The 25,479-nt window shown below is 71.2% G+C and carries 23 protein-coding genes; 2 read left to right on the forward strand and 21 right to left on the reverse strand.

Features of this window, described 5'->3' with window-relative positions:
• Window positions 1-63: 63 nt before the first annotated feature.
• From carB to pyrR, 6 genes are all read right to left on the reverse strand, one after another.
• Complete coding sequence (carB, locus tag OHS33_RS06630; RefSeq protein WP_330329442.1) at window positions 64-3,372, reverse strand: carbamoyl-phosphate synthase large subunit; 3,309 nt, start codon at window positions 3,370-3,372, stop codon at window positions 64-66.
• Window positions 3,365-4,507, reverse strand: coding sequence for a glutamine-hydrolyzing carbamoyl-phosphate synthase small subunit (gene carA, locus OHS33_RS06635; protein WP_330329443.1), 1,143 nt, complete (start codon window positions 4,505-4,507; stop codon window positions 3,365-3,367). Before carA ends, carB begins: the two co-directional genes overlap by 8 nt.
• On the reverse strand, window positions 4,504-5,085 hold the full coding sequence (locus OHS33_RS06640; protein ID WP_330329444.1) for a PH-like domain-containing protein: 582 nt from the start codon (window positions 5,083-5,085) through the stop codon (window positions 4,504-4,506). The genes carA and OHS33_RS06640 overlap by 4 nt, the downstream gene beginning before the upstream one ends.
• Complete coding sequence (locus tag OHS33_RS06645; protein WP_330329445.1) at window positions 5,082-6,368, reverse strand: dihydroorotase; 1,287 nt, start codon at window positions 6,366-6,368, stop codon at window positions 5,082-5,084. Before OHS33_RS06645 ends, OHS33_RS06640 begins: the two co-directional genes overlap by 4 nt.
• A 2-nt stretch (window positions 6,369-6,370) precedes the next feature.
• Window positions 6,371-7,354, reverse strand: coding sequence for an aspartate carbamoyltransferase catalytic subunit (locus OHS33_RS06650; protein WP_330329446.1), 984 nt, complete (start codon window positions 7,352-7,354; stop codon window positions 6,371-6,373).
• A gap of 184 nt (window positions 7,355-7,538) precedes the next feature.
• Window positions 7,539-8,123 carry a bifunctional pyr operon transcriptional regulator/uracil phosphoribosyltransferase PyrR gene (gene pyrR / locus OHS33_RS06655; protein ID WP_330329447.1) on the reverse strand — a complete coding sequence of 195 codons (585 nt, stop codon included), beginning with the start codon at window positions 8,121-8,123 and terminating at the stop codon, window positions 7,539-7,541.
• A 271-nt stretch (window positions 8,124-8,394) separates the two neighbouring features.
• Between pyrR and bldD the strand changes: the two genes are divergently transcribed.
• Window positions 8,395-8,895 (forward strand): transcriptional regulator BldD, encoded by a 501-nt coding sequence (gene bldD, locus OHS33_RS06660; protein ID WP_283451446.1) that lies wholly within the window; start codon window positions 8,395-8,397, stop codon window positions 8,893-8,895.
• Window positions 8,896-9,082: 187 nt separating this feature from the next.
• Here bldD and nusB read toward each other — a convergent pair whose 3' ends face one another.
• The 14 genes from nusB to OHS33_RS06730 all read right to left on the reverse strand — a co-directional run bounded on the left by nusB (window position 9,083) and on the right by OHS33_RS06730 (window position 22,468).
• Complete coding sequence (nusB, locus tag OHS33_RS06665; protein WP_330329448.1) at window positions 9,083-9,526, reverse strand: transcription antitermination factor NusB; 444 nt, start codon at window positions 9,524-9,526, stop codon at window positions 9,083-9,085.
• A gap of 2 nt (window positions 9,527-9,528) precedes the next feature.
• The gene (gene efp, locus OHS33_RS06670) at window positions 9,529-10,095 is read right to left on the reverse strand and encodes an elongation factor P (RefSeq protein ID WP_330329449.1); all 567 of its coding nucleotides are present in this window, start codon (window positions 10,093-10,095) and stop codon (window positions 9,529-9,531) included.
• 51 nt (window positions 10,096-10,146) lie between these two features.
• Window positions 10,147-11,259 carry an aminopeptidase P family protein gene (locus OHS33_RS06675; RefSeq protein WP_330329450.1) on the reverse strand — a complete coding sequence of 371 codons (1,113 nt, stop codon included), beginning with the start codon at window positions 11,257-11,259 and terminating at the stop codon, window positions 10,147-10,149.
• Window positions 11,260-11,341: 82 nt separating this feature from the next.
• A complete protein-coding gene (locus OHS33_RS06680; protein ID WP_330329451.1) occupies window positions 11,342-12,280 on the reverse strand; it encodes an AAA family ATPase in 939 nt (312 codons plus the stop codon).
• Between the two features lie 50 nt (window positions 12,281-12,330).
• Window positions 12,331-12,774, reverse strand: a complete 444-nt coding sequence (gene aroQ, locus OHS33_RS06685) for a type II 3-dehydroquinate dehydratase (protein ID WP_330329452.1) — start codon at window positions 12,772-12,774, stop codon at window positions 12,331-12,333.
• Entirely contained in the window at window positions 12,771-13,862 is a 1,092-nt protein-coding gene (aroB, locus tag OHS33_RS06690) for a 3-dehydroquinate synthase (protein ID WP_330329453.1), read from the reverse strand. The genes aroQ and aroB overlap by 4 nt, the downstream gene beginning before the upstream one ends.
• Window positions 13,859-14,377 (reverse strand): shikimate kinase, encoded by a 519-nt coding sequence (locus tag OHS33_RS06695; protein WP_330329454.1) that lies wholly within the window; start codon window positions 14,375-14,377, stop codon window positions 13,859-13,861. Before OHS33_RS06695 ends, aroB begins: the two co-directional genes overlap by 4 nt.
• Window positions 14,374-15,558, reverse strand: a complete 1,185-nt coding sequence (aroC, locus tag OHS33_RS06700; RefSeq protein ID WP_330329455.1) for a chorismate synthase — start codon at window positions 15,556-15,558, stop codon at window positions 14,374-14,376. The genes OHS33_RS06695 and aroC overlap by 4 nt, the downstream gene beginning before the upstream one ends.
• Before the next feature lie 180 nt (window positions 15,559-15,738).
• A complete protein-coding gene (locus OHS33_RS06705) occupies window positions 15,739-16,563 on the reverse strand; it encodes a shikimate dehydrogenase (RefSeq protein ID WP_330329456.1) in 825 nt (274 codons plus the stop codon).
• Between the two features lie 7 nt (window positions 16,564-16,570).
• Entirely contained in the window at window positions 16,571-18,379 is a 1,809-nt protein-coding gene (gene mltG / locus OHS33_RS06710) for an endolytic transglycosylase MltG (RefSeq protein ID WP_330329457.1), read from the reverse strand.
• 130 nt (window positions 18,380-18,509) lie between these two features.
• Window positions 18,510-18,980, reverse strand: a complete 471-nt coding sequence (gene ruvX, locus OHS33_RS06715) for a Holliday junction resolvase RuvX (RefSeq protein WP_330329458.1) — start codon at window positions 18,978-18,980, stop codon at window positions 18,510-18,512.
• Between the two features lie 2 nt (window positions 18,981-18,982).
• A complete protein-coding gene (gene alaS / locus OHS33_RS06720; RefSeq protein WP_330329459.1) occupies window positions 18,983-21,652 on the reverse strand; it encodes an alanine--tRNA ligase in 2,670 nt (889 codons plus the stop codon).
• Window positions 21,652-22,014, reverse strand: a complete 363-nt coding sequence (locus tag OHS33_RS06725) for a DUF6167 family protein (RefSeq protein WP_330329460.1) — start codon at window positions 22,012-22,014, stop codon at window positions 21,652-21,654. The genes alaS and OHS33_RS06725 overlap by 1 nt, the downstream gene beginning before the upstream one ends.
• Before the next feature lie 7 nt (window positions 22,015-22,021).
• Complete coding sequence (locus tag OHS33_RS06730; protein ID WP_330329461.1) at window positions 22,022-22,468, reverse strand: DUF948 domain-containing protein; 447 nt, start codon at window positions 22,466-22,468, stop codon at window positions 22,022-22,024.
• A gap of 135 nt (window positions 22,469-22,603) precedes the next feature.
• Here OHS33_RS06730 and OHS33_RS06735 point away from each other — a divergent pair, with 135 nt between their 5' ends.
• Window positions 22,604-24,826, forward strand: a complete 2,223-nt coding sequence (locus OHS33_RS06735; RefSeq protein ID WP_330329462.1) for an ATP-binding protein — start codon at window positions 22,604-22,606, stop codon at window positions 24,824-24,826.
• Here OHS33_RS06735 and rpsD read toward each other — a convergent pair.
• Window positions 24,814-25,425 carry a 30S ribosomal protein S4 gene (gene rpsD, locus OHS33_RS06740; protein ID WP_283451479.1) on the reverse strand — a complete coding sequence of 204 codons (612 nt, stop codon included), beginning with the start codon at window positions 25,423-25,425 and terminating at the stop codon, window positions 24,814-24,816. The two genes, OHS33_RS06735 and rpsD, sit on opposite strands and share 13 nt — an antisense overlap.
• Between the last annotated feature and the right edge of the window lie 54 nt (window positions 25,426-25,479).

A 25,479-nucleotide genomic window follows, 5' to 3' on the forward strand; every position in this document is an offset into this window, starting at 1 on the left:
ACCCGGCGCGCCTCGGCGCGTCCGGTGTCCCCCTCTCCTGTACGGGCTACGAGCTACGGGCTGCTAGTCGCGGGCCGCGGTCAGGTGCTCCGCGTGCTCCTGCAGCGAGCGGACGCCCACGTCGCCGCGGTTGAGCGCGTCGATGCCCTGGACGGCGGCGGCGAGCGCCTGGACCGTGGTCAGGCAGGGGACGCTGCGCGCCACGGCCGCCGTGCGGATCTCGTAGCCGTCGAGGCGGCCGCCGGTGCCGTACGGGGTGTTGACGATCAGGTCGACCTCACCGTCGTGGATGAGCTGGACGATGGTCCGCTCGCCGTCCGGGCCCTCGCCCTCGCTGAGCTTGCGCACCACGGTGGCGTTGATGCCGTTGCGGCGCAGCACCTCGGCGGTGCCGGAGGTGGCCAGCAGCTCGAAGCCGTGGGCGACCAGCTCGCGCGCCGGGAAGATCATCGAGCGCTTGTCGCGGTTGGCGACGGAGATGAACGCGCGGCCCTTGGTGGGCAGCGGGCCGTAGGCACCGGCCTGCGACTTGGCGTACGCCGTGCCGAAGACCGAGTCGATGCCCATGACCTCGCCGGTGGAGCGCATCTCCGGGCCGAGGACGGTGTCCACGCCCGCGCCGTGGATGTCGCGGAAGCGGCTCCACGGCATCACGGCCTCCTTGACGGAGATCGGCGCGTCGAGCGGCAGGGTGCCGCCGTCGCCGGTCTTCGGCAGCAGGCCCTCGGCGCGCAGCTCGGCGATGGTGGTGCCGAGCGAGATGCGCGCGGCGGCCTTCGCGAGCGGGACCGCGGTCGCCTTCGAGGTGAAGGGGACGGTGCGCGAGGCGCGCGGGTTGGCCTCCAGGACGTAGAGGATGTCACCCGCCATCGCGAACTGGATGTTGATCAGACCGCGGACGCCGACGCCCTTGGCGATGGCCTCGGTGGAGGCGCGCAGCCGCTTGATGTCGTAGCCGCCGAGGGTGATCGGGGGCAGGGCGCAGGCGGAGTCGCCGGAGTGGATGCCGGCTTCCTCGATGTGCTCCATGACGCCGCCGAGGTACAGCTCGGTGCCGTCGTAGAGGGCGTCGACGTCGATCTCGATGGCGTCGTCGAGGAAGCGGTCGACCAGGACCGGCCGGGTGGGGCTGATCTCGGTGGACTCGGCGATGTACGACTCCAGGCGGGTCTCGTCGTAGACGATCTCCATGCCGCGGCCGCCGAGCACGTACGAGGGGCGTACGAGGACGGGGTAGCCGATCTCGTCGGCGATGGCCTTGGCGCCCTTGAAGGTGGTGGCGGTGCCGTGCTTGGGGGCGGGCAGGCCGGCGTCGGCGAGGACCTGGCCGAAGGCGCCGCGGTCCTCGGCGGCGTGAATGGCCTCGGGCGGGGTGCCGACGACGGGGACGCCGTTGTCCTTGAGGGCCTGGGCGAGACCGAGGGGGGTCTGGCCGCCGAGCTGGACGATGACGCCGGCGATCGGGCCCGCGAGGGACTCGGCGTGCACGATCTCCAGCACGTCTTCGAGCGTCAGCGGCTCGAAGTACAGGCGGTCGGAGGTGTCGTAGTCCGTCGAGACGGTCTCGGGGTTGCAGTTGACCATCACGGTCTCGTAGCCCGCGTCGCTGAGCGCGAAGGAGGCGTGGACGCAGGAGTAGTCGAACTCGATGCCCTGGCCGATGCGGTTCGGGCCGGAGCCCAGGATGATCACCGCGGGCTTCTCGCGCGGGGCGACCTCGGACTCCTCGTCGTAGGACGAGTAGAAGTACGGGGTCTTCGCGGCGAACTCGGCGGCGCAGGTGTCGACCGTCTTGTAGACCGGGCGGACACCGAGCGCGTGGCGGACCTCGCGGACGACGTCCTCGCGCAGGCCGCGGATCTCGGCGATCTGGGCGTCGGAGAAGCCGTGGCGCTTGGCCTCGGCGAGCAGCTCGGGGTCGAGCTTCTCGGCGGCGGCCAGGTCGTCGGCGATCTCCTTGATGAGGAACATCTGGTCGACGAACCAGGGGTCGATCTTCGTGTACTCGAAGACCTCTTCCTGGGTGGCGCCGGCCCGGATGGCCTCCATGACGGTGTTGATGCGGCCGTCGGTGGGGCGCACCGCGGTGGCGAGCAGCTCGTCCTTGTCGCCGACGGGGCCGACGAAGGTGAACTGGCTGCCCTTCTTCTCCAGGGAGCGCAGGGCCTTCTGGAGCGCCTCGGTGAAGTTGCGGCCGATGGCCATGGCCTCGCCCACCGACTTCATGGTGGTGGTGAGGGTGGAGTCGGCGTTCGGGAACTTCTCGAAGGCGAAGCGCGGGGCCTTGACGACGACGTAGTCGAGGGACGGCTCGAAGGAGGCCGGCGTCTTCTCGGTGATGTCGTTGGGGACCTCGTCGAGCGTGTAGCCGATGGCCAGCTTGGCGGCGATCTTGGCGATCGGGAAGCCGGTGGCCTTCGACGCGAGCGCCGAGGAGCGCGAGACGCGCGGGTTCATCTCGATGACGATGACCCGGCCGTCGGTGGGGTCGATCGCGAACTGGATGTTGCAGCCGCCGGTGTCGACGCCGACCTCGCGGATGATCGCGATGCCGATGTCGCGCAGCCGCTGGTACTCGCGGTCGGTGAGGGTCATCGCCGGGGCGACGGTGATCGAGTCACCGGTGTGGACGCCCATCGGGTCGAAGTTCTCGATGGAGCAGACGACGACGACGTTGTCCTTGGTGTCGCGCATCAGCTCCAGCTCGTACTCCTTCCAGCCGAGAATGGACTCCTCCAGGAGCACCTCGGTGGTCGGGGAGAGCGTGAGGCCCTGGCCGGCGATGCGGCGCAGCTCGTCCTCGTTGTGGGCGAAGCCGGAACCGGCGCCGCCCATGGTGAAGGACGGGCGGACGACGACGGGGTAGCCGCCGAGGGTGTCGACGCCCGCGATGACGTCGTCCATCGTGTGGCAGATGACCGAGCGGGCGGACTCGCCGTAGCCGATCTTGGCCTTGACGGCTTCGACGACGCCCTTGAAGAGGTCGCGGTCCTCGCCCTTGTTGATGGCCTCGACGTTGGCGCCGATCAGCTCGACGCCGTACTTCTCCAGCACACCCTGCTCGTGCATGGAGATCGCGGTGTTGAGCGCGGTCTGGCCGCCGAGGGTCGGCAGGAGCGCGTCGGGGCGCTCCTTCGCGATGATCTTCTCGACGAACTCGGGGGTGATCGGCTCGACGTACGTGGCGTCGGCGATCTCCGGGTCGGTCATGATCGTCGCCGGGTTGGAGTTCACCAGGATGACCCGCAGGCCCTCGGCCTTGAGGATGCGGCAGGCCTGGGTGCCGGAGTAGTCGAACTCGGCGGCCTGGCCGATGACGATCGGGCCGGAGCCGATGACCAGGACGGACTGGATATCGGTGCGCTTAGGCACGCTCGGCCTCCATCAGATTCACGAAGCGGTCGAAGAGGTACGCGGCGTCGTGCGGGCCGGCAGCTGCTTCGGGGTGGTACTGGACGCTGAAGGCCGGCTGGTCGAGCAGCTGGAGGCCCTCGACGACCTGGTCGTTCAGGCAGACGTGGGAGACCTCGGCGCGGCCGTAGGCCGTGTCCGAGACCTTGTCGAGGGGCGCGTCCACGGCGAAGCCGTGGTTGTGCGCGGTGATCTCGACCTTGCCGGTGGTGCGGTCCTGCACCGGCTGGTTGATGCCGCGGTGGCCGTACTTCAGCTTGTAGGTGCCGAAGCCGAGCGCGCGGCCCAGGATCTGGTTGCCGAAGCAGATGCCGAAGAGCGGGGTCTTGCGCTCCAGGACGCCCTGCATGACGGCGACGGGGCCGTCGGCGGTGGCCGGGTCGCCCGGGCCGTTGGAGAAGAACACGCCGTCGGGGTTGACGGCGTAGACGTCCTCGACGGTGGCGGTCGCGGGCAGCACGTGCACCTCGATGCCGCGTTCGGCCATCCGGTGCGGGGTCATGCCCTTGATGCCGAGGTCCACGGCGGCGACGGTGAACTTCTTCTCACCGATCGCGGGGACGACGTAGGTCTCCTTGGTGGCGACCTCGGCGGAGAGGTTCGCGCCCTTCATCTGCGGGGCGTCCAGGACGCGGGCCAGCAGCGCGGCGTCGTCCGCGATGGAGGCGCCCGAGAAGATGCCGACGCGCATGGCGCCGCGCTCGCGCAGGTGGCGGGTCAGGGCCCGGGTGTCGATGCCGCTGATGCCGACGACGCCCTGCTTGACCAGCTCCTCGTCCAGCGAGCGCTGCGAGCGCCAGTTGGAGGGGACGCGGGCGGGGTCGCGGACGACGTATCCGGCGACCCAGATGCGGGCCGACTCGGGGTCCTCGTCGTTGACGCCGGTGTTGCCCACGTGCGGGGCCGTCATCACGACGACCTGGCGGTGGTACGACGGGTCGGTCAGCGTCTCCTGGTAGCCGGTCATACCGGTGGAGAACACGGCTTCGCCGAAGGTCTCCCCCACGGCCCCGTAGGCGCGCCCGCGGAAGATGCGGCCGTCCTCCAGGACGAGTACGGCGGGAGCTTTGGCTGCTCCCCTGGTGGAGGTCGTCATCGTTCGGCGCCTTCCGTCGTGTGCGAGTGGTTCATGGAGTTGATTGCTTCGACCCAGGCGGCGTGTTCGGCCGCCCGGTCGGAGCGGAATCCGGAGTCGATCAGCTTGTCGCCGTGCGCCCAGGTGACGACGAGCAGACCGCCCTCGGTCAGTACCTTGCCCGCGATTCCCTTGTCGAGGCGGGCGCCGCGCAGCCGCGCGGCCGGTACGAAGAAGTCGGTGGCACCCGGACGGACCACGTCGAGGCCCGTGTCGGTGAGCGTCAGCTCGACCCGGCTGCGGATGCCCAGGCCGTGGGCCACGATCCGGTCGAGCCACTGGCCGGCGGTCGTGGAGCCGTGGTACCGGCCGGTCAGGGCCAGCCGGTGCGCGGGGAGACCGCTCGGTGCCGTGGGCAGCGCCGGCAGATCGTTCTGCAGTGCGCCGCGCCACTTCCAGCCCTGCCGCATCAGCCAGTACACGAACGCGATGAAGACGAGCAGACCGAGGACCCACGCGATGCGCGCGTCCCAGTCCGTCACCTCCGCCGACTGTCGTTCGGCGGCCTCGGCGGCCAGTTGGATTACTGCAGGTGTCACGCCAGTTTCCCGTCCACGACCGTTGCCCGGCCCCGCAGGAAGGTGTGAGTGACGCGTCCCGGAAGCTCACGGCCCTGGTAGGGCGTGTTGCGGCTGCGGGAGGCGAAGTGTGCGGGGTCCACGACACCACGGTACGAGGTGTCGACCAAGGTCAGGTTCGCGGGTTCACCTGCCGAGACGGCGCGGCCGTGGTTCTCCAGGCCGCCGATGCGCGCCGGACGGAAGGACATGCGGTCGGCGACGCCCGCCCAGTCGAGCAGGCCGGTCTCGACCATCGTCTGCTGGACGACGGAGAGCGCGGTCTCCAGGCCCACCATGCCCATGGCGGCGGCGGCCCACTCGCAGTCCTTGTCCTCGTGCGGGTGCGGGGCGTGGTCGGTGGCGACGATGTCGATCGTGCCGTCGGCGAGCGCCTCGCGCAGGGCCATGACGTCGCGCTCGGTGCGCAGCGGCGGGTTGACCTTGTAGACCGGGTTGTACGAGCGCACGAGCTCGTCGGTGAGGAGCAGGTGGTGCGGGGTGACCTCGGCCGTCACGTCGATGCCGCGGGACTTGGCCCAGCGGACGATCTCGACGGAGCCGGCGGTGGAGAGGTGGCAGATGTGCACCCGGGAACCGACGTGCTCGGCGAGGAGCACGTCACGGGCGATGATCGACTCCTCGGCGACGGCGGGCCAGCCGCCGAGGCCCAGCTCGGCGGAGACGATGCCCTCGTTCATCTGGGCGCCCTCGGTGAGGCGGGGCTCCTGGGCGTGCTGGGCGACGACGCCGCCGAAGGCCTTCACGTACTCCAGCGCGCGCCGCATGATGACCGCGTCGTCGACGCACTTGCCGTCGTCGGAGAAGACGGTGACGCGGGCGGCGGACTCGTGCATGGCGCCCAGCTCGGAGAGCTGCTTGCCCTCCAGGCCGACGGTGACGGCGCCGATGGGCTGCACGTCGCAGTAGCCGGATTCCTTGCCCAGGCGCCAGACCTGCTCGACGACGCCGGCGGTGTCGGCGACCGGGAAGGTGTTCGCCATGGCGAAGACGGCGGTGTAGCCGCCGCTGGCGGCGGCGCGGGTGCCGGTGAGGACGGTCTCGGAGTCCTCGCGGCCCGGCTCGCGCAGGTGGGTGTGCAGGTCGACCAGGCCGGGGAGCAGGACCTGGCCGGCGGCCTCGATCACGGTCGCGTCGCCCGCGTCGATGCCGGTACCGACCTGGGCGATGGTCTCGCCGTCGATCAGGACGTCCTGGACGTCGCCGCCGAGCACCTTCGCGCCACGAATAAGGATCTTGCTCATCTTTACTTGCTCTCCGATTCGACGGGGCGGGCGTGGCTGACGGCGGACTCGTTGCCGCCCAGAAGCAGGTACAGGACCGCCATGCGGATGGACACGCCGTTGGCGACCTGCTCGACGACGGTGCAGCGGTCGGAGTCGGCGACCTCGGCGGTGATCTCCATGCCCCGGACCATCGGGCCGGGGTGCATCACGATGCCGTGCGCGGGCATCTTGGCCATGCGCTCGCCGTTCAGGCCGTAGCGCCGCGAGTACTCGCGCTCGGTCGGGAAGAAGGCGGCGTTCATCCGCTCTCGCTGCACACGCAGCATCATGACCGCGTCGGACTTCGGCAGCACCTCGTCGAGGTCGTACGAGACCTCGCAGGGCCAGGTCTCCACGCCGATCGGGACCAGGGTGGGCGGGGCCACCAGGGTGACGTGGGCGCCGAGGGTGTGCAGCAGGTCGACGTTGGAGCGGGCGACCCGGCTGTGCAGGACGTCGCCGACGAGGGTGATCCGCTTGCCGGAGAGGTCCTGGCCGAGCGCGTCGGGGCCGACCAGGCGGCGGCGCATGGTGAAGGCGTCCAGCAGGGCCTGGGTCGGGTGCTGGTGGGTGCCGTCACCGGCGTTGATGACCGGTACGTCGATCCAGCCCGAGGTGGCGAGCCGGTACGGGGCGCCGGAGGCGCTGTGCCGGATGACCACGGCGTCGATGCCCATGGCGTCGAGGGTCTGGGCGGTGTCCTTGAGGGACTCGCCCTTGGAGACGCTGGATCCCTTGGCGACGAAGTTGATCACGTCGGCGGAGAGGCGCTTCTCGGCGGCCTCGAAGGAGATCCGGGTGCGGGTCGAGTCCTCGAAGAAGAGGTTGCAGATGGTCAGGCCGCGCAGGGTGGGCAGCTTCTTTATCGGCCGGTCGGCGACCCGGGCCATCTCCTCGGCGGTGTCGAGGATGAGGACGGCGTCGTCGCGCGAGAGATCGGCGGCCGAGATGAGGTGACGCTTCATCTGGGTGCTCCGTGGGTCCGTGGGTCTGCGGGGAGGTCGGGCGGGCGTGCTGGCGTGCGGGCAGGCGCCGGCGTGGCGATGTCCGCGCGGGCAGGGGTCTGTCCGGGCAGGCGTCGGCGCGGGCTCCCGGGGCGCGGGGCCCCGGGGCGCGGGCCCCTGGAGAGAGGGCCCTCACTCGTTCGGGCTAGTGCCCGCCTGCCGGGGCGGTCCGCTGGCCGAGCAGTACGGCGTCGCGGCCGTCCTCCTCCTGGAGCTGGACCATGACGGTCTCCCGCAGCGAGGTGGGGAGGTTCTTCCCGACGTAGTCGGCGCGGATCGGCAGTTCGCGGTGGCCCCGGTCGACGAGGACCGCGAGCTGGACGGCGCGGGGGCGGCCGATGTCGCCGAGGGCGTCGAGGGCCGCGCGGATGGTGCGGCCGGAGAAGAGCACGTCGTCGACGAGGACCACGAGCCTGCCGTCGATGCCGTCGCCGGGGATCTCGGTGCGGCCGATGGCCCGGGCGGGCTTCATCCGCAGGTCGTCGCGGTACATGGTGATGTCGAGGGAGCCGACCGGGACCTTGGTGCCGGTGATCTCTTCGAGTTTGGCGGCGAGCCGGCGGGCGAGGAAGACACCGCGGGTCGGAATGCCGAGGAGCACCACGTCGTCGGCACCCTTGGCGCGTTCGACGATCTCGTGGGCGATGCGGGTCAGCACCCGTGCGATGTCCTGCGCCTCGAGTACGGGGCGGGCACCATCGGCGGTGTGCCGGTCATGCTGAGCGTCCATGAAAAGGACCTCCTTCTCCGCCTCACGGGACGGACCTTAAAGGACGTCTGGACCGGCTGCCCGAGGCAACCGGGTCGTACGGATTCAACGGTACCAGGGCCGTGCGGGGCCGCCGGACCGGGGCCCGGCGGGATCCCCTTCAAGGGGCGATGGAGAGCATTCGGCTTGACGCATCCAAGTAACGCTGCGTAACCTCACAGTGAGTTACCAGCCGCGCGGCGCAGCCGCACGTTGTCCATATCATCACAGCGTCACAGCGTCCGGGAGCGTTATGTCCAGCGAATACGCCAAGCAGCTCGGGGCCAAGCTCCGTGCCATCCGCACCCAGCAGGGCCTTTCCCTCCACGGTGTCGAGGAGAAGTCCCAGGGCCGGTGGAAGGCCGTGGTGGTCGGGTCGTACGAGCGCGGGGACCGCGCCGTGACCGTCCAGCGCCTCGCCGAGCTGGCGGACTTCTACGGTGTGCCGGTGCAGGAGCTCCTGCCGGGCACCACTCCGGGCGGAGCGGCCGAGCCGCCGCCGAAGCTCCGTCTGGACCTGGAGCGCCTGGCCCACGTGCCCGCGGAGAAGGCCGGTCCGCTCCAGCGCTACGCGGCGACGATCCAGAGCCAGCGCGGCGACTACAACGGCAAGGTGCTGTCGATCCGCCAGGACGACCTGCGCACCCTCGCGGTCATCTACGACCAGTCGCCCTCGGTCCTGACCGAGCAGCTCATCAGCTGGGGCGTGCTGGACGCGGACGCCCGTCGTGCCGTGACCCACGAGGAGATCTGAGTCCCCCTCTGATCTCCGGGCCCAGGCCCAGCAGAAACGTTACCGGTGGGGGCCGGGAAGCCATGTGCTTCCCGGCCCCCACCGGTTTCTCGCGTACCGGGTGCACGCCGCGCACCGGGTACACGCAGGGCCCGCAGCGCGTGGTGCGCTGCGGGCCCTGCGTGTACCGGACCGCCGGTCCGGGACGCTACTGGCTCTCGTCCCGCCGGAGCTTCGGCTTGAGGTCCTTGAAACGGCCCAGCAGGCCGTTCACGAACCCCGGGGACTCGTCGGTGGAGAACTCCTTGGCGAGCTGGACGGCCTCGTCGATCGCCACGGCGTCCGGGGTCTCGTCAACCCAGATCAGCTCGTAGGCACCCAGCCGCACGATGTTCCGGTCCGCGACCGGCATGCGGTCGAGGTCCCAGTCCACGGCGTAGGTGACGATCAGGTCGTCGATGCGGTCCACCTTGTCGGCGTACCCCTCGACGAGGTTCATCGTGAACTCGCTGACCGCCGGCTGACGGCCGTCGGTGTCGTTCCGTGAGTGACGGACCCAGTCCGCGAGGACCTCACGCACGGGCACGCCGCGCTGATCGGCCTCGAAGAGGATCTGGAAAGCACGCTTGCGGGCGTTGCTCCGGGCTCCCACGGTTAGCTGTTCACCCGGCCGAGGTAGTCGCTGGTACGGGTGTCGACCTTGACCTTCTCGCCGGTGGTGACGAAGAGCGGGACCTGGATCTCGTGACCGGTCTGCAGGGTCGCGGGCTTGGTGCCACCGGTGGAACGGTCGCCCTGGACGCCCGGGTCCGTGTGCTCGATCACGAGCTCGACGGCGGCCGGCAGCTCGACGTAGAGCACCTCGCCCTCGTGCTGCGCGACGGAGGCGGTGAAGCCCTCGATCAGGAAGTTGGCGGCGTTGCCGACGGCCTTCTTGTCGACCATCAGCTGGTCGAAGGTGTCCATGTCCATGAAGACGAAGTAGTCGCCGTCCATGTACGAGAACTGCATGTCACGGCGGTCAATGGTGGCCGTCTCGACCTTGGTGCCGGCGTTGAACGTCTTGTCGACGACCTTGCCGGACATCACGCTCTTGAGCTTGGTGCGCACGAAGGCCGGGCCCTTGCCGGGCTTGACGTGCTGGAACTCGACGACGGACCAGAGCTGGCCCCCGTCGAGCTTGAGCACCATGCCGTTCTTGAGGTCGTTCGTGGAAGCCACGGTTGCGAAATCTCCTGGACTGGTGGACCACGGGTGGCGCGCACAGCAAAGCTAGAGCGCGAGCAGCTCCTTGGTCGTGATGGTGAGTAGCTCGGGTCCGCCGTCCGCCTCAGGGCGTACGACGAGCGTGTCATCGATCCGGACGCCGCCCCGGCCCGGGAGGTGAACCCCCGGTTCGACGGTGACCGGCACGCAAGCGTCCAGTTTACCCATTGCTGTAGGTGCAAGCTGCGGGTCCTCGTCGATTTCGAGGCCGACGCCGTGTCCGGTCCACGGAGCGAGGGCTTCACCATGGCCCGCGGAGTCCAGTACGGAGCGCGCCGCGTGGTCCACGTCGCGGTACGCGGCCCCGGGCAGCAGGGCCTCGCGGCCCGCCCGCTGAGCGGCGAAGACGAGGTCGTACAGCTCGATCTGCCAGTCCGCGGGAGTGGTGCCGATCACGAAGGTACGGCCGATCTCACACCGGTAGCCGCGGTAGTTCGCGCCCAGGCAGACGGAGAGGAAATCCCCTTCCTCCACCCGGCGGTCGGAGGGCCGGTGCCGGGAGCGGCCGGAGTGCGGGCCGGTGCCGACGGAGGTGGGGAAGGCCGGGCCGTCGGCGCCGTGGTCCACCAGGCGCCGTTCCAGCTCCAGGGCGAGGTGGCGTTCGGTGCGGCCGACGAGGATGGACTCCAGGAGTTCGCCGAGGGCCTGGTCGGCGATCTCGGCGGCGATCCGCAGACAGGCGATCTCCTCCTCGTCCTTGATCAGCCGCTGCTGTTCGACGGCGGGTCCGAGGTCGGCCAGCCGCAGCCGGGGCGCCACCGAGCGCAGGGCGCGGTGCCGGGCGACGGTGAGGTGGTGTTCCTCGACGGCGAGCGCGTCCGCGCGGACGTCCTGGCCCGAGGCGTGGTCGGCCGCCGCGACGGCCGGATCACCGCCCGGGCCGGAGAGCACGGACAGCCGCAGGTGTTCGTCGAGCCGGCCCTCGTCCGCTTCGCCCGTGGGCGAGGCGGCGCAGAAGAGCACGTCCTCGGCGGGCCCGATCAGCAGTACCGCGCCCTCGGGGAAGGCCCCGGCGAGATAGCGGACGTTGGCCGGACGCGTGATCAGTGCGGCGGAGTTGCCCGCTGCGGCACAGCGGTCGCGAAGCAGGCCCCGACGGGCCGCGTACACGTCTGACATGTCTTCGAGCGTACGAGCGGCGCGCGCATCCGGCCTGGTGAGCGCGTCCGGACGGGGGGCGGGCCGGAGCTTCCTTCTACGGTCACCAGCCGCCGGGGGCCGCGATGGCGCGGGCGAGGACCTCGTCGAGGGCCCGGGCGGTGCCCTCCACGTCCAGGTGGGAGTTGTCGATGATGGGCAGGCCGGAGCCGTACCAGCCCGCCATCCGGCCGTGGATCCGGGCGACTTCCTCGTCGGAGAGGCGGCGGTTGCCGGAGCGGGCCGCGTTGCGCTCCAGGACGATCTCCAGGCCGGGCAGCAGGACCACGGGGAGCAGCCCGGGGCCCACGTGCCGCTTCCAGCCGCCGAGGCCCACCACGGGCCGGTCGGGGAAGACGGCGTCGTCGAGGATGCAGGAGATCCCGTTGGCCAGGAAGTTGCGGGCGGCGAAGCCGCAGGTGCGGCGGGCGAGCCGGTACTGGGCCTCGGAGTGGTCGTTCCAGCCCGACTGCGGGTCGGCGAAGCCGGAGCAGACCCACTCGCGGACGTCGTCCAGGCTGATGTGCGCGGTCGGCACCTGCCGGGAGCCCGCCCAGTGCCGGGCCACGGTGGTCTTGCCGGCGCCCGCGGGGCCGATGAGCAGCACGGCGAGGGTGGCGACGCCGGTGCCGGGGGCGGGCGGGGCCGCCGCCGGGAGCGGGATGTGCCCGGTGGGTTCGGGTACGGGCACCACCGGGCCCGTGGGCTGTCCGCCCGTCCCGGGTACGTGGGCGGGCGGCCGCGGCACCCCGTGCGGCGGGGGCACCGGGGCGGAGTGCGGCGGTCCGGCGGGAAGCGGAGGGGGGCCCGCCGGGTGCGGCGGAGCGGCCGGGCGCTGTGCGGGGTGCGGCGGACCGGCGTGGTGGCGCGGCAGCCCCCCCGGGTGCGACGCGTGCGGCGGACCGGCGGGCGGCGCCCAGCCGGGCACGGGGGCTATCGGCGGCTGCGCGGGGGCGGCCGGGTGCTGTCCCGGCTCGCCCCATCCCCCCACTCCGTGCTGCATCCGCTGCCACTCCGTCTCGTTCAGGCGAGGACTGATGCGAGAACGTTATCTCAGGCGGCGGGCAGTTCCTCCGCCAGCGCGTGCAGCGCGAGCCGGTAGGAGCCGAGCCCGAAGCCCGCCACGGTCCCGGTCGCCACCGAGGCGATGACCGAAGTGTGCCGGAATTCCTCGCGGGCGTACGGGTTCGAGATGTGCACCTCGATCAGCGGCGCGGTGCGCTGGGCCGCCGCGTCCCGCATCGCGTACGAGTAGTGCGTGAAGGCGCCGGGGTTGATGACCACCGGGATCTTCCCGTCGGCGGCCTCGTGCAGCCAGCGCACCAGCTGGCCCTCGTCGTTGGTCTCGCGGACCTCGACGTCGAAGCCGAGCGTGCGGCCGAGGCTCTGGCAGCTCTCGACCAGCCCGGCGTACGAGGTGGCCCCGTACACGTCGGGCTCGCGCGAGCCGAGGCGGCCCAGGTTCGGGCCGTTCAGCACGAGCACCTTGCGGCTCACGCGGACACCTCGCCGTAGGCCGCCATCAGCACGGCCGGGTCCGGGCCTTCCAGGACGGTCGGCTTGGCCAGCCCGTCCAGGACGATGAAGCGCAGCAGGTCGCCGCGGGACTTCTTGTCGACCTTCATGGTCTCCAGCAGCTTGGGCCACTGGTCGCCGCGGTAGGTCAGCGGCAGGCCCACCGAGGCGAGGACGCTCTTGTGCCGTTCGGCGGTCGCGTCGTCGAGCCGGCCGGCGAGCCGGCCCAGTTCGGCGGCGAAGACCATGCCGATGGACACGGCGGCGCCGTGGCGCCACTTGTAGCGCTCGTTCTTCTCGATCGCGTGGGCGAGGGTGTGGCCGTAGTTGAGGATCTCCCGCAGGCCCGACTCCTTGAGGTCGCTGGAGACCACGTCGGCCTTGACCTGGATGGAGCGCACGATCAGCTCGGCGGTGTGCGGGCCCTCGGGGGTCCGGGCCGCCTGCGGGTCGCCCTCGATCAGGTCGAGGATCACCGGGTCGGAGATGAATCCGGCCTTGATGATCTCGGCGAGCCCGCTGACGTAGTCATTGACCGGCAGCGAGTCGAGGGCCGCCAGGTCGCAGAGGACCCCGGCGGGCGGGTGGAAGGCGCCGACGAGGTTCTTGCCCTCGGCGGTGTTGATGCCCGTCTTGCCGCCCACGGCCGCGTCGACCATCGCGAGGACGGTCGTCGGTACGGCGATCCAGCGCACCCCGCGCAGCCAGGAGGCCGCGACGAAGCCCGCGAGGTCGGTGGTGGCGCCGCCGCCGACGCCGACGATCACGTCGGTGCGGGTGAAGCCGGACTGGCCGAGCGCCTTCCAGCAGTACGCCGCGACCTCGACGGTCTTGGCCTCCTCGGCGTTCGGCACCTGGATGGCGACGGCCTCGTAGCCCTGGGCCGCGAGGTCGTCGCGCAGCGCCTCACCCGTGGAGGCCAGCGCCTCGGGGTGGATCACGGCGACGCGCTGCGCCTTGGTGCCGATCAGGGTGCCCAGCTCGCCGAGCAGCTGCCGGCCGACCAGCACGTCGTACGCGTCGTGTCCGGCACTCGCGCCGACCTGGATGCGCGTCACCTGGTCTGTCATACGTCCTTCAACTCCAGAGCGTCGAGGACCGCCTGGGCGACCTCTTCGGGGGTGCGGTCGTCGGTGGCCACCACGACGCGCGCGACTTCGGTGTACAGGTGGCGGCGGGCGTCCATCAGCTCGCGCCACTGGCGGCGCGGGTTGACCGCGAGCAGCGGGCGGGCCGCGCCGAGGCCGACCCGGCGGACCGCCTCGTCGATGTCCATCGACAGGTAGACGACGGGCAGCCCGGCGAGCAGCGCCCGGGTGCCGTCGTCGAGGATCGCGCCGCCGCCGAGGGCGAGGATCCCGGTGTGCCCGGAGAGCGCGTCGGCGACTGCCTTGCGCTCCAGGTCACGGAAGTACGGCTCGCCCTCGTCGACGAACAGGTCGGCGATGGGCCGGCCCTGCGCGGCGACGATGTCGGCGTCCGTGTCCCGGTAGGGCACGCCGAGCCGCTCGGCGAGCAGCTCCCCCACCGTGGACTTGCCGGAGCCCATGGGTCCGACGAGGACGACCAGGGGGCCGCCCGTCACCGGATCTGCAGGTGGTCGAGGAACGAGCGGACGTTGCGCCGGGTCTCGATCACCGAGTCGCCGCCGAACTTCTCCACGACGGCGTCGGCCAGCACGAGGGCGACCATCGCCTCGGCGACGATGCCCGCCGCGGGGACGGCACACACGTCGGAGCGCTGGTGGTGGGCGACCGTGGCCTCGCCGGTGGCGACGTCGACGGTGGCGAGCGCGCGGGGCACGGTCGCGATCGGCTTCATGGCGGCCCGTACGCGCAGCAGCTCGCCGGTGGTCAGTCCGCCCTCGGTGCCGCCGGAGCGGCCGGAGGTGCGCTTGATGCCCTCGGGGGTGGAGACGATCTCGTCGTGGGCCTTGGAGCCCGGGACGCGGGCCAGCTCGAAGCCGTCGCCGACCTCGACGCCCTTGATCGCCTGGATGCCCATGAGCGCGGCGGCGAGCCGTGCGTCGAGGCGGCGGTCCCAGTGCACGTGCGAGCCGAGGCCCACGGGGACGCCGTAGGCGAGCACCTCGACGACGCCGCCGAGGGTGTCTCCGTCCTTGTGGGCCTGGTCGATCTCCGCGACCATCGCCTTCGACGCGTCGGCGTCGAGGCAGCGCACCGGGTCGGCGTCGAGCCTGTCGACGTCGGCGGGGGTCGGGTAGACGCCGTAGGGGGCCTTGGCGGAGGCCAGCTCCACCACGTGGGAGACGATCTCGATGCCCGCGGTCTCCTTGATGAAGGACCGGGCGATGGCACCGAGGGCGACGCGGGCGGCCGTCTCGCGGGCGCTGGCGCGCTCCAGGATCGGGCGGGCCTCGTCGAAGCCGTACTTCTGCATGCCGGCGAGGTCGGCGTGGCCCGGGCGGGGGCGGGTCAGCGGGGCGTTGCGCCCGGAGCCCTCCAGCTCGGCCGGGTCGACCGGGTCGGCCGACATGACCTTCTCCCACTTGGGCCATTCGGAGTTGCCCACCATGACCGCGACCGGGGAGCCGAGGGACAGGCCGTGGCGGACGCCGCCGAGGAAGGTCACCTCGTCCTGTTCGAACTTCATCCGGGCACCGCGGCCGTATCCGAGCCGGCGGCGCGCCAGGTGGTCGGCCACCAGTTCGGTGGTGACCGGAACGCCGGCGGGAAGACCCTCCAGCGTCGCTACCAGCGCCGGTCCGTGCGACTCCCCGGCGGTCAGCCAACGCAACCTGCTCAACGATGCTCCTCATGCTCGCGCCTGGCACAGCTACGGCGTGACCGGGTGCGCCGTCCGGGCTCGCCACCCCCGATCCTCCCATGTCCGGGCCGATGTCCAGGCCTCCGGTCCAGCTATCGGACGCCACTGTGGGAGGTCGGGAGGGGTTCGTGCGGGTACGGACGGATCACGCCGGGTGATCTACCGCGCGGCGAGGGCCCGTTCCCCGGCGGCGCGCATCGCGGCGAGCGGGCCGGGAGAGCGTCCGGTCATCTGCTCGACCTGGAGGACGGCCTGGTGGACGAGCAGGTCGAGACCGCCGACCAGCTGCCCGCCGCGCCCGGTCCAGGCCGCGGCCAGCGCCGTCGGCCAGGGGTCGTAGAGCACGTCGAACAGGGTGCCCGGCCGCTCGGGGACGGCCGCGGCGAGGGCGTCGGTGGCCCCGGCCGGGGTGGTCGCGATCACCAGCGGCGCGTGCAGCGCCTCGGCCGCGGCGGACCAGTCGGCGGTGCGGACGGGCACGCCGAGGCGCTCGCCCCACATGCGCATCTCGTCCGCCCGTTCGGCGGAGCGGACGTACGCCGTGACCTCGCCGGAGCAGATCCGGGAGAGGGCGGCCAGCGCGGAGGAGGCGGTGGCCCCGGCGCCCAGGACGGCGGCGGCCGGGACCTTCTCCACGCCCCGTTCGCGCAGCGCGGCGACGATCCCGGGGATGTCGGTGTTGTCGCCGACCCGGCGGCCGTCCCCGGTGAGGACGACCGTGTTGACCGCTTCCACGGAGGCGGCGGTCGCGCTGACCTCGTCGAGCAACGGCATCACCGCCCGCTTGAGCGGCATGGTCAGCGACAGGCCCGCCCACTCGGCGCCGAGTCCGGCGACGAAGGCGGGGAGCGCGGCCTCGTCGATCTCGAACCGGTCATAGGACCAGTCGACGAGGCCGAGCTCCTGGTAGGCGGCGCGGTGCAGCACCGGTGAGAGGGAGTGCTCGATGGGCGAACCCAGCACCGCGGCCCTTATCCGTGACATGTTCCCGCTACCCACCGCTCTGCTGTTGCTTCTTCTGTGCCTGGCGTGCGTTGAACTCCTCGACGAGCTTGTTGTGCTCGGCGAGGGTCTTGCTGAAGGTGGTCTTGTCCCCGTCGACCGAGACGAAGAACATCCACCCGTCCTTGTCCGGGTTCAGGACCGCGTTGAAGGCGTCGGCGCCGGGGTTGCCGATGGCTCCGGGCGGCAGGCCCCGGTTCTTGTACGTGTTGTACGGGTCCTCGATGGACCGCGTCTCCTCGCGGGAGACGTTGATGTTGCTCGTGCCCTTGATGTAGTTGATCGTCGAGTCGAATTCGAGCTTCTGGTTGGTGATGTTGTTGGTCGGCTTGAGACGGTTGTAGATGACGGCCGCCATCTTGCGGTAGTCCTCGTGCTTGTTGCCCTCGGCCTGGACCAGGCTCGCGACCGTGACCACTTCCAGCGGGGACTTGAGACCGAGGTCCTTGGCCTTGCCCTCGATGCCGAGCGCCGCGTACTTCTCCGTCGCGTTCTTGACCATCTTCTTGAGCAGGTCCTGCGGGGTGATCCCGGTGGTCAGGTCGTAGCGCGCCGGGTAGAGGAACCCTTCCAGCGGGTCCTTGACGTTCTGGGCGCCCTCGGCCCAGGCGGGCAGGCCCAGCGTCTTGACCTCCCGTTTGGCCAGCTCCGCCGTGGTGCCTTCCTGGAGCTTGAGCTTCTTGTCGATCGCGCCGTAGACCTGCACGTTGCGCAGGCCCTCGGCGACGATGATCACGTTCAGCTTGGAGGGGTCGGACATGACCTCGACCACGGACTTCGCCGACATCTGCTTGCGCAGCGGGTAGAGGCCGGGCTGGATCCCCTTGCCGTTGGGGTGCTGCGCCGCCGCGCTCACGAAGGCCTCGGCGCTGGCGACCACGCCGGCCTTCTCCAGGATGGCGCCCATCTGGCCGAGGGTCGCGCCCTTGGGGATCTCCACGTCGACCGCGGTGGTGCCCTCGCCCGAGTAGTCCGCGGCCATGCCGAGCTTCGCCTTGACGTACGAGAGCCCGAAGTAGCCGACGCCGCCGACCGCGCCCACGATGATCACGGCGGCGACCAGGCAGGCCGAACCGGCCCGCTTGGTGCCCTTGCTCTTGCCCCCCTTGCCCTTGCCGCGGCCGCCGCGGCGCCCGCCGGACGGCGGCTCGTCGTCGTCACCGCGGCCACCGGCCGCGAGGAGCGACTCGTCCTCCGCGTCCTGCGGTTCGGCGCTCTCGTCCTGCCACTCGGTGGAGGGCTCGGGGACGAGGTGACGGCGGCCGGGGGGCTGCGGCGGGGGGTAGGCCCCGTCAGTGCCGTAGTCGTCGGGGGTCTCCCCCGGATAGGCCACGGGCTGCTGGGCGTAGGCGTCCACACCGTAGGGGACGGCCTGCTGACCCTGGCCGGTGTCCCAGACCTGGCCGAGCTGGCCCGTCCCGCCGTCGTACACGGGCTGCGGCTGGGGCTGCTGCTGTTGTTGCTGCGGGTACGGGTGCTGCTGGGGGTGCGGCTGCTGGGGGTGCTGCGGCTGCTGCGGGTGTTCGGGCGCGTAGCCCTGGTACTCCGCGGGGTACTGCTGCTGGGGGTGCTGGAGGTGCTGCGGGTGCTGGACGTACTGCGGCTGCGGCTGCTGCTGGTACTGCTGCGGCTGCGGCTGTCCCTGGTACTGCGGCTCCTGCGGATACTGCTGCTGGCCGACGGCGTGGGGCACCTGACCCTGCTGGGTCTGGGTCTGGTACGCCCACGCCGGGTCCCCGTAGAGAGGGTCCTCTGGGTGCCACGGTTCGGGGCCGGAGCCCCGTCCATACTCGGTCATCGGTCCCCTAGAGCCGCGAGACGGAGGCAGCGGCTGCTTGGTGGGCCGCGGCACCCGGTTCCGCCTCTGAAGTGGTGGGCGACGGCTGTTCGAATGCCGTCACATCGCGCGGAACGTTACCGTATCGCGATCAGACAACCACTTCGACGCACTCACCGGGCGGATTACCTGATACCCGTTCGGTCTCCAGAGCGTTCTGGAGGATGACCACAGCGGCTGCCTGGTCGATCACCGACCGGCCCTTCTTGGCATTGCGCCCCGAGGCCCGCAGCCCCTGGGCCGCGGTGACCGTGGTCATCCGCTCGTCCACCAGGCGCACGCCCACGGGCTTGATGCCCTTGGCCAGCTCCATGGCGAAGGCCCGGCACTTGGCCGCGGCCGGCCCCTCCCGCCCGCTGAGCGAGCGGGGGAGACCGACCACGACTTCGAGGGGCTCGTACTCCGCCACGAGCTGCCGCAGCCGCTTGTGCGCGGCCGGGATGTCACGTCCCGGCACGGTTTCGACCGGTGTGGCCAGCACCCCGTCGGGGTCGCACGAGGCGACCCCGATCCGGGCGTCACCGACATCGATCGCGAGGCGTCGGCCGCGGCGCAGCGTCATCGTCAGGCCGTTTCGCCGACGAGGCGCTCGACCGCGGCGATGGCGTCGCCGATGGCGTCCGGGTTCTGCCCGCCGCCCTGGGCGACGTCCGGCTTGCCGCCGCCACCGCCGCCGAGGGTCTTGGCGGCCGTACGCACCAGGTCACCGGCCTTGAGTCCGCGCTCGCGGGCGGCCTCGTTGGTGGCGATGACGGTGAGCGGGCGGCCGCCCGCGACCGTGAAGAGGGCCACGACGACCGGGCGGTCGCCCTGGATGCGACCGCGGACGTCGAGGACCAGCTTGCGCAGGTCGTCGGCGCCGGTGCCGTCCGGCACCTGGCCGGTGACCACGGCGACGCCGCGGACGTCCTGGGCCCCGGCGACCAGACCGGCGGCGGCCTGGAGCACCTTCTCCGCGCGGAACTTCTCGATCTCCTTCTCGGCGTCCTTCAGCTTGCCGAGCATGGAGGCGATCTTCTCCGGCAGCTCCTCGGGACGGCCCTTGACCAGCTCCTGGAGCTGGGCGACGACCGTGTGCTCCTTGGCGAGGAAGTTGTAGGCGTCCACGCCGACCAGGGCCTCGACGCGGCGCACGCCGGAGCCGATGGAGGACTCGCCGAGCAGCTTGACCAGGCCGAGCTGCGCGGTGTTGCCGACGTGGGTGCCGCCGCACAGCTCCTTGGAGAAGTCGCCGATGGTGACGACGCGCACGCGCTCGCCGTACTTCTCGCCGAATTCGGCGATGGCGCCCTGCTTCTTCGCCTCGTCGATGCTCATGACCTCGGCGGTGACGTCCAGCTCGCGCGACAGCACGTCGTTGATCTTCTGCTCGACGTCGGTGAGGACCGTGCCGGGGACGGCGTTCGGCGAACCGAAGTCGAAGCGGAAGCGGCCGGGCGAGTTCTCGGAACCGGCCTGGGCGGCCGTCGGGCCGAGGGCGTCGCGCAGCGCCTGGTGGGTCAGGTGGGTGGCCGAGTGGGCGCGGGCGATGGCCCGGCGGCGCTTGACGTCGATGACGGCGTACGCGGAGGCGCCCACCGTCACCTCGCCGACCTGGACGACACCCTTGTGCACGTGCACGCCCGGGACGGGCTTCTGTACGTCGCGGATCTCGACGACCGCGCCGGAGTGCAGCTTGATCCGGCCCTGGTCGGCGAGCTGGCCGCCGCCCTCGGCGTAGAACGGGCTGCGGTCGAGGACGATCTCGACCTCGTCGCCCTCGGAGGCGGCGGGCGAGGAGACCCCGTCGACGAGGAGGCCGACGATGGTGGACTCGCCCTCGGTGGAGCCGTAGCCGGTGAACTCGGTCTCGCCGGAGTTGTCGGCGACCTCGCGGTAGGCGGACAGGTCGGCGTGACCGGTCTTCTTGGCGCGGGCGTCGGCCTTGGCCTTGTCGCGCTGCTCCTGCATCAGGCGGCGGAAGCCCGGCTCGTCCACGGAGAGGCCCTGCTCGGAGGCCATCTCCAGGGTGAGGTCGATCGGGAAGCCCCAGGTGTCGTGGAGCAGGAACGCCTTGTCGCCGGCCAGGACCGAGCCGCCGGCGGCCTTGGTCTCGCTGATGGCGGTGTCGAGGATGTTCGTGCCGCCCTTGAGCGCCTTCAGGAAGGCGGCCTCTTCGGCGAGGGCGACGGTCTCGATCCGCTTGCGGTCGGTGACCAGCTCCGGGTACTGGAGGCCCATCGTGTCGATGACGACGCCGATGAGGTCGAGGACGACCGGGCCGGTGGCGCCCATGAGGCGCATGTTGCGGATGGCGCGGCGCATGATGCGGCGCAGCACGTAGCCGCGGCCCTCGTTGCCGGGGGTGACGCCGTCGCCGATGAGCATGGCGGAGGTGCGGATGTGGTCGGCGACCACGCGCATCGAGACGTCGCTGTCCTTCGCGGCGCCGTACTGCACACCGGTCAGCTCGGTGGCCTTGTCCATGACCACGCGCAGGGTGTCGGTCTCGTACATGTTCTGTACGCCCTGCAGGATCATGGCGAGGCGTTCGAGACCGAGGCCCGTGTCGATGTTCTTCGACGGCAGGTCCCCGAGGATCGGGAAGTCTTCCTTGTTCTCGCCCGCGCCGCGCTCGAACTGCATGAAGACCAGGTTCCAGATCTCCACGTACCGCTCGTCGTTGACGGCCGGGCCGCCCTCGACGCCGAACTCGGGGCCGCGGTCGTAGTTGATCTCGGAACACGGGCCGCAGGGACCCGGGACGCCCATGGACCAGAAGTTGTCCTTCTTGCCCAGGCGCTGGATGCGCTCGGCGGGGACGCCGATCTTCTCGCGCCAGATCTGCTCGGCCTCGTCGTCGTCGAGGTAGACCGTGATCCAGAGCTTCTCGGGCTCCAGGCCGTAGCCACCGTCCGCCACGGAGCTGGTGAGCAGCTCCCAGGCGTAGGTGATGGCGCCTTCCTTGAAGTAGTCGCCGAAGGAGAAGTTGCCGCACATCTGGAAGAACGTGCCGTGGCGGGTGGTCTTGCCGACCTCTTCGATGTCCGGCGTACGCACGCACTTCTGGACGCTGGTCAGCGTCTGGGCGGGCGGCTTGACTTCACCCAGGAAGTACGGCTTGAACGGGACCATGCCCGCGTTGACCAGCAGCAGAGTCGGGTCGTCCGCGATGAGCGACGCCGAAGGGACAACGGCGTGACCGCGCTCCTCGAAGAAGCTCAGCCAGCGGCGGCGGATTTCAGCCGACTCCATCAGTGGTCCTCATTCCGGTTGTACGAAAACTTCAGTGGGTTGGTCTTGGGGTTCTTCGTGGTGCCCGGGTCGGTCCCGATGGCCCGCAGCCGCCGCGGCCCGGGGAGGGCGGTGACGTTGTCGGGCCGGTCGGGGTCCTGGTGCAGACCCAGTGCGTCGTTCAGCTCGTCCTCGCGCTGCGTCATTCCCGCTTTGACGTCGAGGGCGAAGTCCTTGAGCCGGTGGCCCGCTTCGAGCGCCTTGTCGGCGGCCTGCGCGGCGAGGCTCTCCGGCGTGAGCTGCTTGAGCTTGCGGTTGACCTTGGTGGTGGCCCACACGCCGGCGGCTGCGCCTGCGGTGAACCAGAAGGTACGGCGGAACATCGCGGTCTCAGTCCTTCTGCTTCCGGCGCCGGGCCGCCGGCACGGTCCGTCCGACGATCACGGTACGCCTGGGTGTCCGCGCGGGCACGCCGTTCGCGGCCGCTGCCGCCTCCTTGCGCCCGAGCGCCTTGCGCACTCCGTAGCCGAAGGCCGCGACCTTGACCAGCGGGCCGCCGAAGGCGGAGGCCACGGTGCCGGCGAGCGCGGAGGCGTTGGAGGTGACTTCCTGGACGTCGCTGGCGATGGCGTCGACCCGGTCGAGCTGGGTGCGCGCGGAGCGTACGGTCGTGGAGGCCTCCGCCAGCAGCGGGACGGCCTGCTCGGTCACCTCGGCCACCAGTCTGGTGGTCGCCCTCAGCGTCTGGGCCAGTCGCGCCAGCGCGAGCGCGAGGAACGAGACCAGGATCGCCCAGAAGACGGCCACGAGGATCCCGGCCACCTCTCCACCGGACACTTTGCACCGCTCTCTGCGTGTTGAAAACTCGTCCCCCGACCCTATCGCGCCGGAGATCCACGGCCCTACCGGAATTCGGGCGTTCCCGCAGGCGCTTTGTACGCGGCGCATCCGGACCAGTACCCTCCGTGTCCCATGCGAGCACCCCAAGACCGCGCCCCCGCCCCGGCGCCGTACGGCAATCTTCCCTCGGAGCTGAACGGCTTCGTCGGCCGGGGCCCGGAACTGGGCGAGCTGGAGCGCCTGCTGGACGCCGCGCGCCTGGTGACGGTGACCGGTGTGGGCGGGGTGGGCAAGTCCCGGCTGGCGCTCGCCGCAGCCCGGCGGGCACAGGAGCAGGCATCCGGGCAGACACGGACACCGGCGCAGGAACGCTACTGCGATGGCGTCTGGCTGGCCGAGCTGTCGGCCGTACGCGATCCCGCCCTGCTGGAGCTGACGCTCGCCGAGGCCCTCGGGCTGACCGACCACACCACCCGCCCGCCCCGGACCGTGCTGGCCGAGCACCTCGCGCCCCGCCGGCTGCTGCTGATCCTGGACGGCTTCGAACAGCTGGTCGACGAGTGCGCGGAGCTGGTCCACGAGCTGCTGCGCCGCTCCCCCGGCCTGCGGGTGCTGGCCGCCGGGCGGCGGCCGCTCGCGCTCGACGGGGAGCGGTCCTTCCCGCTGGCCCCGCTGGATCCCGCGGACGCGATGGAACTGCTGGCCGACCGGGCGGCCGCGGCCGACCCGGACTTCGCGGTCACCGGGGAGAACCGGGCCGCCGTCGCCGAGCTGTGCGCCCGTCTCGACGGGATCCCGCTGGCCCTGGAGCTGGCGGCGGGACGGCTGCGGACGCTGACCCCGGCGCAGGTGCTGGTCCGGCTGGAGGACCGGTTCGCACTGCTGACCGGCGGGGGACGCGGGGCGCTCCCCCGCCACCGGGCGCTGCGGACGGCGATCGGCTGGAGCCACGAGCTGTGCACGGCTCAGGAGCGGCTGCTGTGGGCGCGGCTGTCGGTCTTCGCGGGCCGGTTCGACCTGGAGGCCGCCGAATACGTGTGCACGGGCCCGGACCTGCCGGTGGAGAGCGTGCTGGACCTGGTCGGCGAGCTGCTCGCACAGTCACTGCTGGTGCGCGAGCGGACTGCGGCGGGGGTCCGCTACCGGATGCTGGAGACCGTACGGATGTACGGCGCGGGCTGGCTGGAGTCGCTGGGCGACGCCGGGCGGCTGCGGCGGCGCCACCGCGACTGGTACGTGGGCCTGGCGACCTGGTGCGAGCTGGACTGGTTCAGTCCGCGCCAGCACGAGGTGGCGGCCCTGGTGGATACGGAGCTGGCGAACCTGCGGCTCGCACTGGAGTGCTGCCTGGAGGATCCGGACGAGCCGCACCTGGGCCAGTACCTGGCGGGGACCCTGTGGTTCTACTGGGCGGGCTGCGGGCGGCTCACCGAGGGGCGGCTCTGGCTGGACCGCTCGCTGGAGCAGCCCGGACGCCCGGGGACCGAGCACGAACCGGCACGGCTGAAGGCCCTGTGGGTGCTGGGGTACGTCGCGGCGCTCCAGGGCGACGCGGTGGGCTCGATGAGCGCCCTGCACGAGTGCCGGGACGCGGCCGTGGCCGCCGGGAACCCGGTGGCCACGGCCTACGCGGTGCACCGCCTCGGCTGCCTGGCGCTGCTCTCGGACGACATGGTGCGGGCCGGGGAGCTGCTGGGGGCGGCGCTGGAGCACTACCGGGAGGCCGGGGAGCTGAACAGCAACGTGCTGATGTGCCAGGTGGAGCTGGCGATGACGATGGCGTTCCAGGGCGATCTGGCGGGCGCGCTGGCGCTGTGCGAGGACGCCCGGGACATCTGCGAGGACCGCGGGGAACGCTGGGCGAAGGCGTACGCGCTGTACGTCCTCGCCTTCGCGGCACTGGACGCGGGCTCCGCGGCCGAGGCGCGGCGGCTGCTGAACGAGTGCGTGACGATCAACCACGCCTTCCACGACCTGCTGGGGCTGGTGCTGGCCCTCGAACTGCTGGCGCTGGTGACGGTGACCGAGGGGGAACCGGCGGAGGCCGCGGTGCTCCAGGGCGCGGCGGAGCCGATGTGGGGTGCGGTGGGGCTACGGCTCTTCGGCTCGGGCTACTTCAACGCGCCGCGGCTGATGTGCCAGGAGCGGGCGGGCGAGCTGCTGGGCGCGGAGCGGTACGCGGCCGGGGCCCGGCACGGCAGCGGCCTGGACCTCGACGCGGTGGTGGAGCGGGCCCTGCGGGGGCCGGAGAACGGCGGAAAGCCCGCCCCCTCCCCCGAAGGGGAGCGGACGGGCTTCCGTCGAGACGAACAGCCTGTGAGGACCGCGCTCGCTGAGAAAAATCAGCGGGCGTAGTACTCGACGACGAGCTGCTCGTCGCAGATGACCGGGATTTCCTTGCGGTTCGGGTCACGGTCGAGGCGGAAGGCCAGGGCCTTCAGGTTGATCTGCAGGTAGCGGGGGGCCTCACCCTCGCCGGCGTAGCCACCCTCACGAGCAACCTGGAAGGGGTGCTTGTCGCGGCTGCGCTCGCGGACCGTGATGACGTCGTCCGGGCGGACACGGAACGACGGCTTGTCGACCTTGCCACCGTTGACCTCGATGTGGCCGTGAACGACCATCTGGCGCGCCTGGTAGATGGTGCGGGCGATGCCCGAACGCAGGACCAGGGCGTCGAGGCGACGCTCGAGCTCGACGACAAGCGCCTCGCCCGTCTTGCCTTCGGCCTTCTTCGCGCGGTCGTACGCGCGGGCCATCTGGCGCTCGGAGATGTCGTACTGGGCGCGCAGACGCTGCTTCTCGAGCAGACGCACCTTGTAGTCCGAGTTCTGCTTGCGGCCACGGCCGTGCTCGCCCGGCGGGTAGGGGCGGGCCTCAAAGTACTTGACGGCCTTCGGGGTCAGCGCAATGCCGAGGGCACGCGACTTCTTGACCTTGGGTCGCTTCTGGTTCACGTGGAACCTACCTCCATGTAAGTTAGGTGAGGCTTACCTTAGCGAGGAGGACGT

It is taken from the genome of Streptomyces sp. NBC_00536, from assembly GCF_036346295.1.
In the GTDB taxonomy this organism is placed as follows: domain Bacteria; phylum Actinomycetota; class Actinomycetes; order Streptomycetales; family Streptomycetaceae; genus Streptomyces.